Origin of the sequence: Paenibacillus sp. JDR-2 (assembly GCF_000023585.1) — a bacterium.
GTDB lineage: Bacteria > Bacillota > Bacilli > Paenibacillales > Paenibacillaceae > Pristimantibacillus.
Map to the genome: position 1 here is coordinate 970,311 of NC_012914.1, position 14,242 is coordinate 984,552.

Sequence of the window (14,242 nt, forward strand, 5' to 3'; positions counted from 1 at the left end):
CTAAGTGGTTTGATAAATGAAAAAGCTGTTCCGTTTCGTACGGAACAGCTTTTATATCTTTTACAACTTCGAGAAGGCATGCTCCGCAGCCGCGAGAGTAACTGCGATATCTTCTTTCGTATGGGCAGTGGTCATGAACCATGCTTCATATTTGGATGGGGCCAGGTTGATGCCCTGCTCCAGCATAAGTTTGAAGAAGCGGCCGAATATTTCGCCGTCGGTATCCTGCGCTTCATCATAGTTGGTCACCGGATGATTGCAGAAGTGGGCCGAGAACGAACCTCGAATTTGGTTAACCGTCAGCGGGATGCCGTGCTTTGCTGCCGAGACGCGCAGGCCGTCTGCGAGCGTTGTCGCCAAATCGTTCATGCGGTCATAGATGCCTGCTTCCTGAAGCACCTCAAGGCACGCGATTCCGGCGGAGATGGAAGCGGGATTGCCTGCCATCGTGCCTGCCTGGTATGCAGGGCCAAGCGGAGCAACCTGCTCCATAATTTCCTTGCGGCCGCCATAAGCGCCAATCGGGAGTCCGCCGCCGATGATTTTGCCAAGTGAGGTAAGGTCCGGCTCGATGGCTTTGAAATCCGGGAAGACATTAAACGTCTGCGTAGTGCCGTAGTGGAAACGAAATGCCGTGATAACCTCGTCATAAATAACAAGGGCTCCGGCTTCGCGCGTCATTTTGCAGAGACCCTCCAGGAATCCGGGCTTTGGCATAACCATGCCGAAGTTGCCGACAATCGGCTCCACCATAACGGCGGCCGTATCGTCACCCCAGCGCTCCAGCGCTTCCTTGAGGGCATCCAGATCGTTAAACGGCACCGTAATCACTTCTTGCGCGATGCTGGTCGGAATGCCGGCGCTGTCCGGTATGCCAAGCGTAGAAGGGCCGGAGCCCGCGGCAACGAGTACAAGGTCGGAATGGCCGTGATAGCAGCCGGCGAATTTGATGATTTTATTGCGTTTCGTGAAGGCGCGGGCTACGCGGATTGTCGTCATAACGGCCTCTGTGCCGGAGTTCACAAAGCGGACTTTATCCAGAGAAGGGATCGCTTCCTTCAGCATGCGGGCCATTTGGATTTCCAGCTCGGTAGGCGTACCGTACAAAATTCCGTTCTGGGCTGCGCGGACAATCGCTTCGGTAATATGCGGATGGGCGTGTCCCGTAATGATCGGGCCGTAAGCCGCCAAATAATCGATATAGCGGTTATCGTCGACATCATAGAAGTACGCGCCTTCCGCGCGCTTCATGAACACCGGCGCGCCGCCGCCAACCGCTTTGTAAGAACGGGAAGGGCTGTTGACGCCCCCAACGATATGCTGCAGCGCTTCCTCGTAAAGCGCCTCTGAACGTTTGCGTTGCATAGACATGAAAGAAATCCTCCGTAATTCGTAATATGTAAGCCGTTTGCGTGCGCAAGCAGCCTGAATGAAGAAAAATCGACACTTCCCATTATCGCGCAGTCGGAGCAAAAAGCAAAGTCATGCTCAAGGGGCGTTTCTTGCCAAACAGATATCTTTCTCCCCGTTGTAATTTATAGGCAAAGCAAGTTGCGTGATCTTCATCCGCCAATGCATGGCTATGCTGCTCATTCACTCTTTGTACGTAATGCAGTATATATTTGCCCCAGGAACAGGGTTAGGGCGAGTTATGCTGTACCAAATGCAGTATATCACTCGGAAGCTAGCTCAATTGGGCGGTTAAGTCTTATTATCCTGCATTCCGTGCAGCATATATCTGCCTATTGGCTCAAAATACGTGAATATGCTGTACTTCGTGCAGCGTATCGCGCGACAGCTAATGATTAAACAAATGAAAGGTTAGTGAGCTCTAACTTTAACCGCAGGAATGCGAAAGGACCAGATCTCGCCGGTTGGCGGAGGTCTGGTCCTTTTTTGCAACGCTAACTCCCTTAATCTATATCCCTATTGCGCTGTGCTGCCGTTAGTTGCAGTGGTATCGGTTCCGTTCTCGGCGCCCGGTGAAGGGGATGGTGTGGTCTCTGTATCATCCTTCGCCAGCGTATCCTGAACCGAAGCCTTTAGCTCATCCAGGTCGCGAACGCCAATGACGGCTGCTCCGCCTACATGCTCTTCGGCAATATCGTCCATCGGAGGAATTTGCTGCGTGCCTGCCAAGTGGGAATCTACGCCCAGCTGGCCAAGCTTCAGCATGTCCGTAACCTGAAGGTTCGTCTCAATGTAAGGCGATACGCTGTCCAGAATCTTTTTCATCTGGACGATGTTCCAGCCCGACTTAAGCTTATCGGCTACGGCGCCTAAAAATTCACGTTGGCGCTCGGTACGGGTGAAGTCGCTCATTGCGTCGTGGCGGAAACGGACGTATTGCAAGGCTTTGTCGCCGTCGAGCAGCTGGTAGCCCTTCTTCAGATCGATATCATATTTATTTTTGTCGGCATTGTCTGTATAGTGCATATCCTTCTCAACATCGAAGTATACGCCGCCGATCGTATCGACCAATGCTTTGAATCCTTCAAAATCGGTGTAGACATAATATTGAATATCCAGACCAAGCAGATCGCCAACCGTCTTCATGGCAAGCTGCGGTCCGCCTAACGTAATGGCTGTATTGATCCGGCCTTTGCCATGACCCTCGATATCGACGTAGGTGTCGCGGAGGACGGAGAATAAATGAGCTTTTTTGGTTACCGGGTCAAACGACGCAATCATAATTGAATCGGACCGCGGCACCTGATTTTCTTCCAAACCGCGGGCGTCGCCGCCCAGAAGCAGAATGTTGACGCGTTCTTTGCCTTCCCATTTCGGAGGTGCTTCTACGGTGGTGTTGTTTTCGAATTGGCCAAATCGGGAATCCTCTTTGTCCTTGCTGAAATTGTCTAACGAACTATATACGCCGGTGCCCCAGTAAACAAGGCCGGCGATGGCAATAACTATAACTACGAGAAAACCGCTGAGTACCCATTTCCAAGGTTTTCTTTTCTTTTTAGCTTTTGTAGCCATGACTGTAGTAGTGCTCCTTTCAGCAACTCTTCCTGCAAAAGTGTGTAAACCCAAATCAGACAGGCGATCCATCGCTCCCGAACCGATGATGCCTGCCATTTACGCAAAACAATAACTATTGTAATATTACATATCATAAAATTATAAAGCGGAACGATGGATAGACGCAAGTTTTATCGTTTCCCTTGGAAAAAACTCATAATTCCCCGGGAAATGTCGACCGTTCAAAACGGAGAGGAGATTATTCAAGCTTATGCTGGCGATTGATGTCAAAGATCTGCGAAAGCAGTTTAAAGTACAGAAGAACAGAGAAGGACTGTCCGGCGCACTGAAAGACCTGTTTAAACGGGAATACAACGAGGTTACAGCCGTTAAAGATATATCGTTCCAAATTCCGCAAGGCGAGATTTGCGGTTATATCGGCGAGAATGGCGCAGGCAAATCGACGACGATCAAAATGCTGACCGGCATTCTGGTACCGACATCCGGACAACTAAAAGTGAACGGTTATGTACCCTTCAAAGACCGCGAAAAATTTGTCGGGGGGATTGGCGTTGTTTTCGGCCAGCGCTCCCAGCTTTGGTGGGATATCGGTGTTATTGAGTCTTTCCAGTTGCTGCGCAAAGTATATCGCGTTTCCGAGCAAGATTTCCGCAAAAGATTGGACAACCTCGTGGAACGCCTTGATCTTGGCGATCTGCTGAACCGTCCTGTCCGCAAGCTGAGCCTCGGCCAGCGGATGCGCTGCGAGCTGGTTGCGTCGCTGCTTCATAACCCGTCGATCCTGTTCCTCGATGAACCAACCATTGGTCTGGATATCGTGGTGAAAACGGAAATCCGCGAGTTCCTGAAGGATTTAAATCGTGAAGAAGGGACTACGATTCTGCTTACCACTCATGACCTTCAGGATATCGAAGCCTTGTGTTCGCGCGTCATTATGCTGGATGACGGCCGGATTATTTATGACGGCGGGCTGGAAGAGCTGAAGAACCGCTGGAGCAAAGGCCGCGAGATCCAGTTCCAATTCGGCACGCCAACGTCGCTTGCGAAGCTGCAGCTGCTTACGGCCGGACTGGATGTCACCTGGACGATGAGCGAGCAGGGCGCCTCAATGTGGCTGCCGCATACGATTAACGTATCGGACGCGCTTGGCATGGTTGTAGGCGGGGCGGATATCCGGGATATCAAAATCCTCGAGACCAACACCGACGATATCGTGCGCGAAATTTACCGCTCAGGTTCAGCGTCGGCATCTGCGGCCGCAACGCTGCGGGAAGCCGAGTCTCCTAAGCAGGAGGCCGAGGCGGAGCCCGAGAAGGAGACTTCTCTCCGATGATGAGCGCTTACGTAGATTTTATCCGAATCCGGTTCCTGACCATGCTGGCTTACCGCGTTAATTATTATAGCGGTATCATTATTTATGCTATTAATATCGGAGCGTATTATTTCCTCTGGAAAGCGATTTTTGGATCGGCCGAGACGCTTCAGGGCTTCACGCTTGCTCAAATGACGACCTATATTGCCGTATCGTGGATGGCGCGCGCCTTTTACTTCAATAACCTGGACCGCGAGATCGCGAATGATATCCGGGACGGCAGTATCGCGATGCAGCTAATCCGGCCGTATTCCTATTTGTTCGTCAAAATGATGCAGGGGCTTGGCGAAGGCTTATTCCGCCTGATCCTTTTTATGGGTCCGGGACTTGTGATCGTTTGCCTGCTGTTCCCGGTCAAGCTGCCAAAGGATCCGGCCGTATGGATTATTTATTTCATCATGCTGATGTTCAGCCTGTTTATTAATTCGCAGCTTAACATACTGACCGGCCTTGCCGCCTTCTTCGTGGAAAATAACGAGGGCATGATGCGCATGAAGCGGGTGCTTGTTGACCTGTTCTCCGGCGTCCTCATTCCGATTGCTTTCTTCCCGGGCTGGCTCAAGGCAACGATGGAATGGCTGCCATTCCAGGCGATTACTTATTTGCCAAGCGCCGTGTTTACCGGGCGTACGCCGATGAGCGAAGCTTGGGGCGTTCTTGGAATTCAGGCGTTGTGGTTCGTTATTTTGCTTGTGCCCATCATGTTTACTTGGCGTGCGGCCCGCAAGCGGCTGTTCGTGCAAGGAGGTTAATTCAAGATGCTGTATGCGGTATTATTCTGGGAGTACATTAAAAACTATGCCAAAACACGTCTGACTTACCGTGCCGATTTCTGGGTCGAGGTATTGTCGGACATGATGTTCCAAGGGATGAACCTGATCTTCATCCTGGTTGTGTTCCAGCATACGCCTTCGCTTGGCGGCTGGACGGAGTCGGAAGTCGTGTTCGTTTACGGTTTCTTTATGATTCCGTACGGGATATTCTCCACGTTCTTCGGGATGTGGAATTTCAGTGAGCGTTATATTGTAAAAGGCGAAATGGACCGTATCCTTACGCGTCCGGCTCACAACTTGTTCCAGGTACTGCTGGAGAACGTTGATCCGCCGTCCCTGATCGGCTCCGCGGTAGGGGCTGTTATCATGGCGGTCTGCTGGAATGATCTTGGACTGGCGTTCCATTGGTATTACGTGCTCATCATGCTCTTGTTCGTGCTTGGCGCCGTGCTTGTGTATGCGGGCATCTATACGGCGCTGTCGGCGATCTCGTTCTTCTCGGATGCGCCAACGGGGATTGTCCCGCTAATTTATAACGTGCAGAACTATGGCCGGTACCCGGTCAACATTTACAATAAAACGATTCGTTTCGTCCTGACCTGGCTGCTGCCATTTGCCTTCGTAGGGGTTATACCGGCATCGTATTTCCTGGAGAAAAAAGCGGACGACCTATCCCAGCTCGCCTGGTTTACGCCGGTGATGGGCGTTATCGTGTTCGCGCTTGGACTTGCGGTTTGGAACCATGGCGTCAAGCGGTACCGCGGCGCGGGCTCGTAGGCCAAGCAGATTAGGGCGGGTATTGGAGGTTTAGTGGTATGAGTACGATAGAAGTAGGCAAGAAAGCGCCGGATTTCAAGCTGCCGGCATCAAACGGCGAGACGGTGAAGCTGAGCGACTATCGCGGGAAAAAGGTTGTCCTCTATTTCTACCCGAAGGACAATACGCCTACCTGCACGCAGCAGGCTTGCGATTTCCGCGACGCGTATCCCGCTATGGTAGACGGCAATACGGTAGTGCTTGGCATCAGCCCGGATCCGGTCAAGTCGCATGAGAAGTTTATCGGCAAGCAAAGCCTGCCGTTCCTGCTCCTGTCTGACGAGAATCATAAGGTATGCGAGAAGTACGGCGTATGGCAGATGAAAAAGCTGTACGGCCGCGAGTACATGGGCGTTGTCCGCTCGACCTTTCTCATCAATGAGAAAGGCAAGCTTGTCCGCGAGTGGCGCGGCGTAAAGATCAAAGGTCATGTCCAGCAGGTTGCGGACGAGGCGGCAAAGCTTTAACGATTGGAAGACGGAAGACGGGTCCTGAGGGCCCGTCTTTTTTGTTTGCGCGTCAGGCAAAACGATATACGAAATTAATGATTGTCGGGGCATTTGCTAGATTTGCCGCTCATATACTCTACTAGTTTGATTACTTACGAGAGTAGAGAAGGGTGGCAAACGAGATGCGATTGCTGGTGCAGACGGGATTATGTTTGGTTGTGTTATGGTTTGGGCTGCTTGGAGCCGGTCCGGTAACGGAGGATCAGGGGGAGGTTGCAGGCGAGCTGGCGCATGCGGGGCTGGCGAGCGAGGTAGCTGCGGCTGCCGGGAGCTCCGCGGAAGGAGCCGGTGTGCATCAGGAAGAAGGTGCGGGCAGTCCTATTCTAGCGGATCAGCTGGTTAATTATAGCGCGGAGGAAGCGAAAACAGCGGTAGCCAAGCCAACCGTCTATTTGACGTTTGACGATGGGCCAAGCGAGAAGACAAAGGAGGTTCTTGCCATCCTGAAGCGGGAGGGCGTGAAGGGAACCTTTTTTATGCTGGGCAAGGAAGTGAAGCAGTATCCGGATATCGCTAGGCAGGTCGCGAAGGAAGGCCATGCTATCGGTAATCATACGTACGATCATGTCTATAAAGAGCTGTACAGCAGCTTCTCCGCATTCGCCAAGCAGGTTATGGATACCGACGATGAAATCTATAAAGTGACGGGGATACGGACCAATCTGCTGCGAGCGCCGGGAGGCACATTTGGGAATTTTGACCAAGGGTATTACGATGCGCTTGCCAAGGCCGGATATATCGTCAACGACTGGAACGTGGACAGCGGCGATTCGACGCGGGTAGGCGTGCCGGCCAAAGAGATTATAAATACCGTTAAAGGCTCCAGATTATCCAGCAAAGTCGTTGTGCTGATGCATGACAGCTCCATCCATGGGGAGTCGGTAAAGGCGCTGCCGGAAGTGATCGATTTCTTCAAAAAGAAAGGGTATCAGTTCGCGGTCTTAACCGACCAGGTTAAGCCAATCCAATTCCGCCTCTCGCCATCGATGAAGTGGAAACGTCCCAAGGTAACGGCTATGGAGACGCAGACTCTCGTTCAATATACGACCCGGACGAGAACTAACCTAACCGAGCAGAATACCCAAAGCTTAATCATTCATGCCGGCGGGGAAGACATTCCTTTCGCCCCGCAGGATTACAGGATGTTTAACGGCACGATTAATGTTCCTCTGCGCCAGCTGGCTTTAGGGCTTCATGGCATTATCCGTCTCGACATGGCAATCGGTGTCGTTGAAGCGATGGTAAACAATCAAAGCGCAAGCTGGACGGCCGCGGAAGTAGGAGGCAGCGGAACGTCTCTGCCAAGCCGGATTATGGTGCCGTTAAGAGAGACGCTTCAGCGGTTTCATTTTGGTATAAGCAGAATAACGGTTACAACGGATAAAAGAGAGATTTGGGTCGAGCAGTCTTCCATCTAGCAGTCTTCCGTCTAGCAGGTCTAAATAGAGAGGCACGTGGCGATACTGAAAGATAGAGAAGCTATTTTTCAGGAGGTCGATGGTAGAGATGATCGTGCCGAAATTCGAGGGTTTGCAGGGAAGAGCGGAAGCGCAGTCTTGGCCGGAGCCGCCGCAGGTGCTGCTGCAAAGGCTTATTCATAGAGTAGATCAGGTTTTGCTGGGAAAAAGAGAAACGGTTACCCAGCTTCTCACGGCTATGCTGGCCGGCGGCCATGTGCTGCTGGAGGATGTGCCGGGCGTGGGGAAAACGATGCTGGCGGGCGCCTTTGCCCGCGTGCTGGGCGGAGAGTTCAAGCGAATCCAGTTCACCTCGGATATGCTGCCTGCGGATGTGATCGGCGGAGCGGTCTGGGACAGCCGGATCAGCGAACTTGTATACCGGCCGGGGCCGATTATGGCGAACATTGTTCTGGCCGACGAGATTAACCGGACTTCGCCGCGAACGCAATCGGCGCTGCTCGAAGCGATGGAGGAGCGGAGAATCAGCGTAGAAGGGGAGACCCGCAAGCTGCCGGAGCCGTTTGTGCTTATTGCCACGCAGAACCCGTTAAGCTATGAAGGGACCAACACGCTGCCGGAAGCGCAGCTGGACCGTTTCATGATGCGGTTGTCCATTGGCTACCCGTCCATGGAAAACGAAGCGAAAATGCTGGAGCAGTATGCGTCCGGCTCGAGGCTGGAGCCTCATCAGCTGCGTCCTGTGCTTATGCTGGAGGAGTGGCTGCGGATGCAGCGCGAGGTAAGGCAGGCGCATGTCCATCCCGGACTGCTCGAATATATGGCAAAGGTGACGGATGCGACTAGACGCGCGCCCGAGCTCGAGCTGGGATTAAGTCCGCGCGCGGGACGCGATTGGCTGCGCGCGGCACAAGCAAGAGCTTACGTAGAGGGAAGAAGATACGTGCTGCCGGATGATCTGTTTGCCACCGGAGAGGCTGTGCTGGCCCATCGGCTAAACGGTGTAAGCGCCGGGGGAAGACAGGTATCCGAAGCATTGGTCCGGATTATGAGAAGTACGCCATTGCCCGCGTCTATTGCCCCCGGTCAAGCCGCAGGGAGGCAGAAATGAAGACGCAGGGAAACGACTCGAATGTCATGATGGCGGAAGCGGCCAAAGGACAGCCGGCACAAGGCTTCCCGCAATCGACTGGCAATAAAACGAAGCCGGCCGGAGCAGGAAAGACCGGAACGGGAGCGCAGGAAGCGGTTGTAGAAGAACCGGTGCAGTCTGCGCGCCCTTCGGTTTACCGCACGCGCTGGGGAGCCTGGCTCCTCATATCGGCCGGCTGGCTGCTGAGTCTGGCCGGCATGTTTACCCGGGGCGGGGCGGTAGAGACTTTTATGCTGATTGTACTGAGTCTGCTTCCGTTGTTATCCATTGTTATGCCGCTGCTATCGACATTTGGCCTTACGGTCAGCCGGGTTATCCCGGAACCCAAAATCAAAGACGGCGACGAGGCGGTTATACGGCTGACGTTGAAGCGTTCTTCCTTCGTGCCTTTTGTATGGATAGCCGTTCACGACGGAATGACCAATACCAGCACGGCAAAAAAGACGCGCTTGGACTATCGTTACCTTGTGGCGCCTTTGCTGCGAAAAAAGGTGGAGATCAGTTATTCCGTTCTTGCCGTCAGGCGCGGGGAGCATCAATTCGGCCAGGTAACCGTAACGGTTGGCGATTGGCTTGGACTTACGGCTTTTCACAAAAAGCTGGATTGTCCGGGTACCTTAGTAGCCGTCCCCGCCCTTCCGGAGCAGCAAAGGCGCAGGACAGAACAATTGCATGGAGCTGTGGCGGAACAGGTATCGGGCGATTCGTCGGCTGCTTTTATAAGCGACGGCGGAGAGATCAGCGACATCACCGCGGACAGGCTGCTGCAGCAAGCCGGAATTGGACCAGGCAGCAGACCGTACCGGGAAGGGGACTCGATGCGGCATATTAATTGGCGGGCTGCGGCCAAAGGGCGGGGGATGTTCACAAAGCAGCATCTGCTCGAGCAGCCGGCCGAAATTATTATGATCGCGGATACGTACAGCGCTGCATTTAATCATGACGGGCGGCTATTTGACGTCTCTCTGGCATGGCTCGCAAGAGGGATTGAACATGCGGCAGCGGACGGCTGCGATGTCCGGCTCTTGGCAGGGGCTGCTGGTACAGGGGCAAAAGAGAAGCATAAGCGGGGCGGCCAAGCTGGTCAGCATGCTAACCAACTGCTGGAACGGCTAGCGAAGCTGAAGCTTGCGAAAGCGGCAGTCTCCGTTGACAGCCTCCGGACAGAGCTTGGCAGTCTGAAGCCCGGCGGTGTAATCCATGTCTATACCGCGGACTGGAGAAGCGGTCAAAGCTGGATTCAGCTTGCCGCCTATGCGGCCGATCAGCAATGCAGAATCCGTCTGCATGTCGTCACGAAGCAATCGGTTCTGACGTTTGCAATGCGCGAGCAGCAGCGTCTTCTGGAAGAGGCGGGAATGTCCGTCAACTGGCTCGCTTATCCGGATATGATGAACCGGCCGACGCAAACGGCGGAAGGAGGCGGCCAGCATGCGAGACTCCACTCCTGATAACGGGTCGATAGGCTTCCGGGCACTGACGACCGTATTGTTATTTGGCCTGTTGGCCGAATGGCTGCTGCCATGGCTCCATTACAAGGAATGGGCGGATGTATACCAGATTGGCCCGTTGCTGACGGTGGTCGGCTGCGTGATGGTTATGGGGCTTTTTCGCCCGGCTTGGTATATGTCGCTCATCATGAACGGCTTCTTATGCGTCATGACGATCATGCTTCTATTTAAAGGAAATGACGAAAGCGCGCTGCATTGGCTTGCGAACTACCCGGGCATGCTGGCCGGAGATATTAAAAAGCTGTTCACTTACGGCATGTGGACGATGACCAGCGAGCTGAGGACGCTGCTGCTGTTCGTAGGCTGGGCTATGCTGGCTCCTGCGCTGCAGGCGCTTGTATGGATGAGGCAGGTTGCCCTTGGACTGACGGCAATCACGGTCTCTTACCTGTTGATTATTCATACCTGGGTTGGAATCGACGTGTTTAACGGTTTGCTTCGCACAACCGCGGAGGGCCTGCTGTTAGGTGCCGTCGTAACGATGGCCAGAGTAAGGCGGATGCAGGGCGGCGGCAGCGAATTCGACCGCCAGCTCCATCCGAAATGGCTGGCTGCCGGCGAATTTCTGGTGCTTTTATGCGTCGGCGTCGGAATGCTGTTATCCAGCGGGCAGCCTAGGCAAACGGAGCCTTCGGCATGGACCGTAAACGCGGCGAACCGGCTCGAACAGGCGATGGCGGAGCTTGGCAAGGAGAATTATTCGGCAGCCATGCAGGCGGCAATTGGTACGGCGGGGCAAGGCCGAGGCATGACCGGATATGGCTTCGACGACCGGGAGCTTGGGGCTTCCCTATCCCAGGACGATACGATAGTGTTCAGCGGGTTTTCGCCGGTTCAGACCTACTGGAGAGGTGAATCCAAGGCAGTCTATAACGGACGAGGCTGGGACAGCAGCTGGAGCGGGAAGGTGCTGCATCCGGTGGAATACGGAGATAAGCTGTCCGAGCTTGCCGTCGGTACTTCCGGGGATAACCGGACCATCCGGCAGACGGTAGTGATGACCGAGCCTTCGGCTTCGCAGGGATTGCCGCTCTTTTTCGCGGGGAGCGGGGGACGTGTGCTTAGCCTCTCGGCGATTGATCCCAATCGGCAATTAAGCACGTATGTGGAGGATGAGCTGGCGGGCGCTCTGTATTCGGCGGATAAGGAAGCGCAGGTGGAGCGTTATACCGTAGAGAGCCGGCTTCCCCTAACGGATACTTCCTTATTGCGGGAGACTGACAGCTCCGCCTTTGCGGGAGAAACCGCGGCGCTTACGCAAACAGAGGAGACGGATCTGTCGGATTACCTGCAGCTGCCGGATTCTTTGCCGGACCGTGTGAAGACGCTGGCGGACAAGATCGTTGGAGATGAACGGACCGACCGTTACGATCAGGTGAAAGCGGTAGAGCAATATTTGAAGAACAGCTATACGTATTCGCTGGACAGCGCGGTTCCGCCAAAGGGAGCGGACTTTGTCGACTACTTCCTGTTTGAGCAGGAGCGCGGTTATTGCGTGCATTTTTCCAGCGCCATGGTTGTTCTGCTCCGCGAGGAAGGGATTCCGGCGAGATGGGTAAAAGGCTTCGTATCCGGCACGCCGGTATCAACGGCGGGCGCGGACGTTACCAGCACAGCCGGGACCCTCTACAACGTGCGCGCGAAGGATGCGCACGCTTGGGTAGAGGTATACTTCCCGGGTGCTGGCTGGGTGCCGTTTGACCCGACGCCGGGCTTTGCCGGCGGCTTGGGGCCAGCGGGTGCTGACGCCGGGGGATCGGCGTCGGACGGGTTGTCATCGGCCGGTGGAGCTGCCGATGATGCGGGGGCGCCAGAGCATGCCGATGCCGGAACGGACGGCATGCTGGCGCAGTTTGAGGCGGCGGTGGACCACGCCGCCTCGGCCGTAGCGCGAGGGGCGGATGCCCTCGCGCAGGCGGCGCGGAGCGCCGCCCATGGCGCGGCGGCGGCTTCGCCCGCCGCGCTGGCCGCCGCAGGCGCGGCCGCGCTGCTCTTCGCGGCCGGCCTTGCGGCTGCGGCGCAGCGCAGGCGGCTGCGCCTCGCGCTCGCGCTGCGCCGGTACGCCGCGGCGCATGGCGCAGGCCGCGCCGCCGCTGCGCAAGAGCAGTTCGCCGCGGTATCCGCCGCGGCGTGGGTCTTGCTCGGCCGCCGCATGATGGCGCGGCCGCCGCATCATACCGCGCGCGAGTACGCGGACGCCGTGTCGGCGTCGATGCCCGGCGCGCGCGCCGAAGCGCTTCGGCGGTTCATCGCCTGGGACGATGCCGCCCGGTTCGGGCAGCGGGGCGAATGGAGCGCCCCGCCTCCGGAGCAGCTTGCCGCCGCGATGAATGCGCTGCTCGGCAAGCCCGGCAAAGCCGTTTCGGCGGCCACCGTGCAAGCCGCCGAATAATCAAAGCCCGTCCCCCGAAAGTTAACCGGGGGGACGGGCTTTTTTTACACCCAAAAGGAAGTCGTTACTCTGCAGTTTAAGGTTCTTCAGGGACCTTAAATCTCACGAAACCACGAAACTGGTCATCCAAATGACCAGTTTGAAGAAGATAAGGCCCTTTAGGGACCTTAACACCAAAAAAGAAGCAGTTGCTCGGACGTTTAAGGTCCCTCAGGGACCTTAAAGCTGACTCAACCGCGAAACTGGTCATCCAAATGAGCAGTAGCACTTCCCTCCCGCATGCATACTCTCCCCGCCAGTTGCCATGCTAATAAAATGGAAATCTACAACATGATTACGTACAGAAGGGGGATTTTCCATTGATTCGATTACTTGCGGCTTTCGTTATCGGCGCTCTGCTTATGTCATCAGCAACGGGCTGTGCCAGTCATCGCGAGAAGGAGCAGGGCAGGAACTCGCTGCCTGAGCCTAATGCGTATTCCGAGGAAGAAATGCCGATTCAAATACAGAATGAAGACGATACGCCCGAGCTGGTAGGCGGTCCGGAGGATGTCGTCCGCAAGGAAGAGCCGCTGACGCTGGCTGAGCTCCGCGAGAAGTATAAAAGTACGTTTTTGCTGCAGGGCAGCTCCAAGGAAAAGCGCGTTGCGCTGACCTTTGACGACGGTCCGGACGAGACCTTTACGCCTCTGGTGCTGGACGAACTCAAAAAGGCCGGCGTCAAAGCGACTTTTTTTGTCGTGGGCAACCGGATTGAAGCAAACCCGGATATTTTTCAGCGGATGGTAAGCGATGGACATGCGATCGGCAACCATTCCTACAGCCATCCTAATTTTTTGAAGCTGTCCGACGAGAAATTCAGGGGGGAAATCGAAAAGACCGACAGGCTGATCAAGACTTACATCGGTTACCTTCCTACACTCATAAGACCTCCTTATGGCGGGGTCTCGGAGGATCAGATCAACTGGCTGGCCAGCATGGAGAAAAAAATCATCAACTGGAACGTGGATTCTCTGGACTGGAAAGGGCTAAACGCCGATGAAGTGTACGCCAATATTATGGATGCGGCCAAGAACGGGAGTATCATTTTGCAGCATTCCGCGGGTGGTGATGGCGAGGATCTGACAGGGACCGTAGAAGCGCTAGGACGGGTCATTGCCAAGTTGAAGGAAAAGAATATGGAGCTCGTAACCGTACCGGATCTCATTCATTTGCAATAATGCCACCGAAATGTCGACATAAATCGGGTTTTGCCCTGCTCCCCTACCTTGACTCGTCCAAAGGGCTATATATATAATTACTACATTAATTGA

11 protein-coding genes are annotated in these 14,242 nt (G+C 54.8%); 9 read left to right on the forward strand and 2 right to left on the reverse strand.

The features are described 5' to 3' along the window. Positions 1-60: 60 nt before the first annotated feature. Positions 61-1,371 (reverse strand): glutamate-1-semialdehyde 2,1-aminomutase, encoded by a 1,311-nt coding sequence (locus tag PJDR2_RS04255; protein WP_015842451.1) that lies wholly within the window; start codon positions 1,369-1,371, stop codon positions 61-63. Between the two features lie 555 nt (positions 1,372-1,926). Further along, positions 1,927-2,982, reverse strand: coding sequence for an LCP family protein (locus tag PJDR2_RS04260; RefSeq protein ID WP_015842452.1), 1,056 nt, complete (start codon positions 2,980-2,982; stop codon positions 1,927-1,929). Between the two features lie 253 nt (positions 2,983-3,235). Here PJDR2_RS04260 and PJDR2_RS04265 point away from each other — a divergent pair, with 253 nt between their 5' ends. The 9 genes from PJDR2_RS04265 to PJDR2_RS04305 all read left to right on the forward strand — a co-directional run bounded on the left by PJDR2_RS04265 (position 3,236) and on the right by PJDR2_RS04305 (position 14,149). Next, positions 3,236-4,318 (forward strand): ABC transporter ATP-binding protein, encoded by a 1,083-nt coding sequence (locus PJDR2_RS04265; RefSeq protein WP_015842453.1) that lies wholly within the window; start codon positions 3,236-3,238, stop codon positions 4,316-4,318. Beyond that, positions 4,315-5,109: an ABC transporter permease gene (locus PJDR2_RS04270; RefSeq protein WP_015842454.1), complete on the forward strand. Its 795-nt coding sequence runs from the start codon at positions 4,315-4,317 to the stop codon at positions 5,107-5,109. Before PJDR2_RS04265 ends, PJDR2_RS04270 begins: the two co-directional genes overlap by 4 nt. A 6-nt stretch (positions 5,110-5,115) precedes the next feature. Beyond that, positions 5,116-5,907 carry an ABC transporter permease gene (locus tag PJDR2_RS04275; RefSeq protein ID WP_015842455.1) on the forward strand — a complete coding sequence of 264 codons (792 nt, stop codon included), beginning with the start codon at positions 5,116-5,118 and terminating at the stop codon, positions 5,905-5,907. 38 nt (positions 5,908-5,945) lie between these two features. Further along, entirely contained in the window at positions 5,946-6,413 is a 468-nt protein-coding gene (bcp, locus tag PJDR2_RS04280) for a thioredoxin-dependent thiol peroxidase (RefSeq protein WP_015842456.1), read from the forward strand. A gap of 164 nt (positions 6,414-6,577) precedes the next feature. Further along, positions 6,578-7,873 carry a polysaccharide deacetylase family protein gene (locus PJDR2_RS31735; RefSeq protein ID WP_015842457.1) on the forward strand — a complete coding sequence of 432 codons (1,296 nt, stop codon included), beginning with the start codon at positions 6,578-6,580 and terminating at the stop codon, positions 7,871-7,873. Between the two features lie 88 nt (positions 7,874-7,961). Next, the gene (locus PJDR2_RS04290) at positions 7,962-8,984 is read left to right on the forward strand and encodes an AAA family ATPase (protein WP_015842458.1); all 1,023 of its coding nucleotides are present in this window, start codon (positions 7,962-7,964) and stop codon (positions 8,982-8,984) included. Then, positions 8,981-10,477 (forward strand): DUF58 domain-containing protein, encoded by a 1,497-nt coding sequence (locus PJDR2_RS04295; RefSeq protein WP_015842459.1) that lies wholly within the window; start codon positions 8,981-8,983, stop codon positions 10,475-10,477. Before PJDR2_RS04290 ends, PJDR2_RS04295 begins: the two co-directional genes overlap by 4 nt. Next, the gene (locus PJDR2_RS04300; protein ID WP_015842460.1) at positions 10,458-12,929 is read left to right on the forward strand and encodes a DUF4129 domain-containing transglutaminase family protein; all 2,472 of its coding nucleotides are present in this window, start codon (positions 10,458-10,460) and stop codon (positions 12,927-12,929) included. The genes PJDR2_RS04295 and PJDR2_RS04300 overlap by 20 nt, the downstream gene beginning before the upstream one ends. A 359-nt stretch (positions 12,930-13,288) precedes the next feature. Continuing rightward, positions 13,289-14,149, forward strand: a complete 861-nt coding sequence (locus PJDR2_RS04305) for a polysaccharide deacetylase family protein (protein WP_015842461.1) — start codon at positions 13,289-13,291, stop codon at positions 14,147-14,149. Positions 14,150-14,242: the final 93 nt, after the last annotated feature.

Excerpts from the sequence above, each read along its gene's own strand:
- PJDR2_RS04265 (WP_015842453.1), top strand. The coding sequence starts at position 3,236 with ATGCTGGCGATTGATGTCAAAGATCTGCGAAAGCAGTTTAAAGTACAG.
- PJDR2_RS04255 (WP_015842451.1), bottom strand. The coding sequence starts at position 1,371 with ATGTCTATGCAACGCAAACGTTCAGAGGCGCTTTACGAGGAAGCGCTG.
- PJDR2_RS04260 (WP_015842452.1), bottom strand. The coding sequence starts at position 2,982 with ATGGCTACAAAAGCTAAAAAGAAAAGAAAACCTTGGAAATGGGTACTC.
- PJDR2_RS04295 (WP_015842459.1), top strand. The coding sequence starts at position 8,981 with ATGAAGACGCAGGGAAACGACTCGAATGTCATGATGGCGGAAGCGGCC.
- PJDR2_RS04290 (WP_015842458.1), top strand. The coding sequence starts at position 7,962 with ATGATCGTGCCGAAATTCGAGGGTTTGCAGGGAAGAGCGGAAGCGCAG.
- PJDR2_RS04270 (WP_015842454.1), top strand. The coding sequence starts at position 4,315 with ATGATGAGCGCTTACGTAGATTTTATCCGAATCCGGTTCCTGACCATG.
- bcp (WP_015842456.1), top strand. The coding sequence starts at position 5,946 with ATGAGTACGATAGAAGTAGGCAAGAAAGCGCCGGATTTCAAGCTGCCG.
- PJDR2_RS31735 (WP_015842457.1), top strand. The coding sequence starts at position 6,578 with ATGCGATTGCTGGTGCAGACGGGATTATGTTTGGTTGTGTTATGGTTT.
- PJDR2_RS04300 (WP_015842460.1), top strand. The coding sequence starts at position 10,458 with ATGCGAGACTCCACTCCTGATAACGGGTCGATAGGCTTCCGGGCACTG.
- PJDR2_RS04275 (WP_015842455.1), top strand. The coding sequence starts at position 5,116 with ATGCTGTATGCGGTATTATTCTGGGAGTACATTAAAAACTATGCCAAA.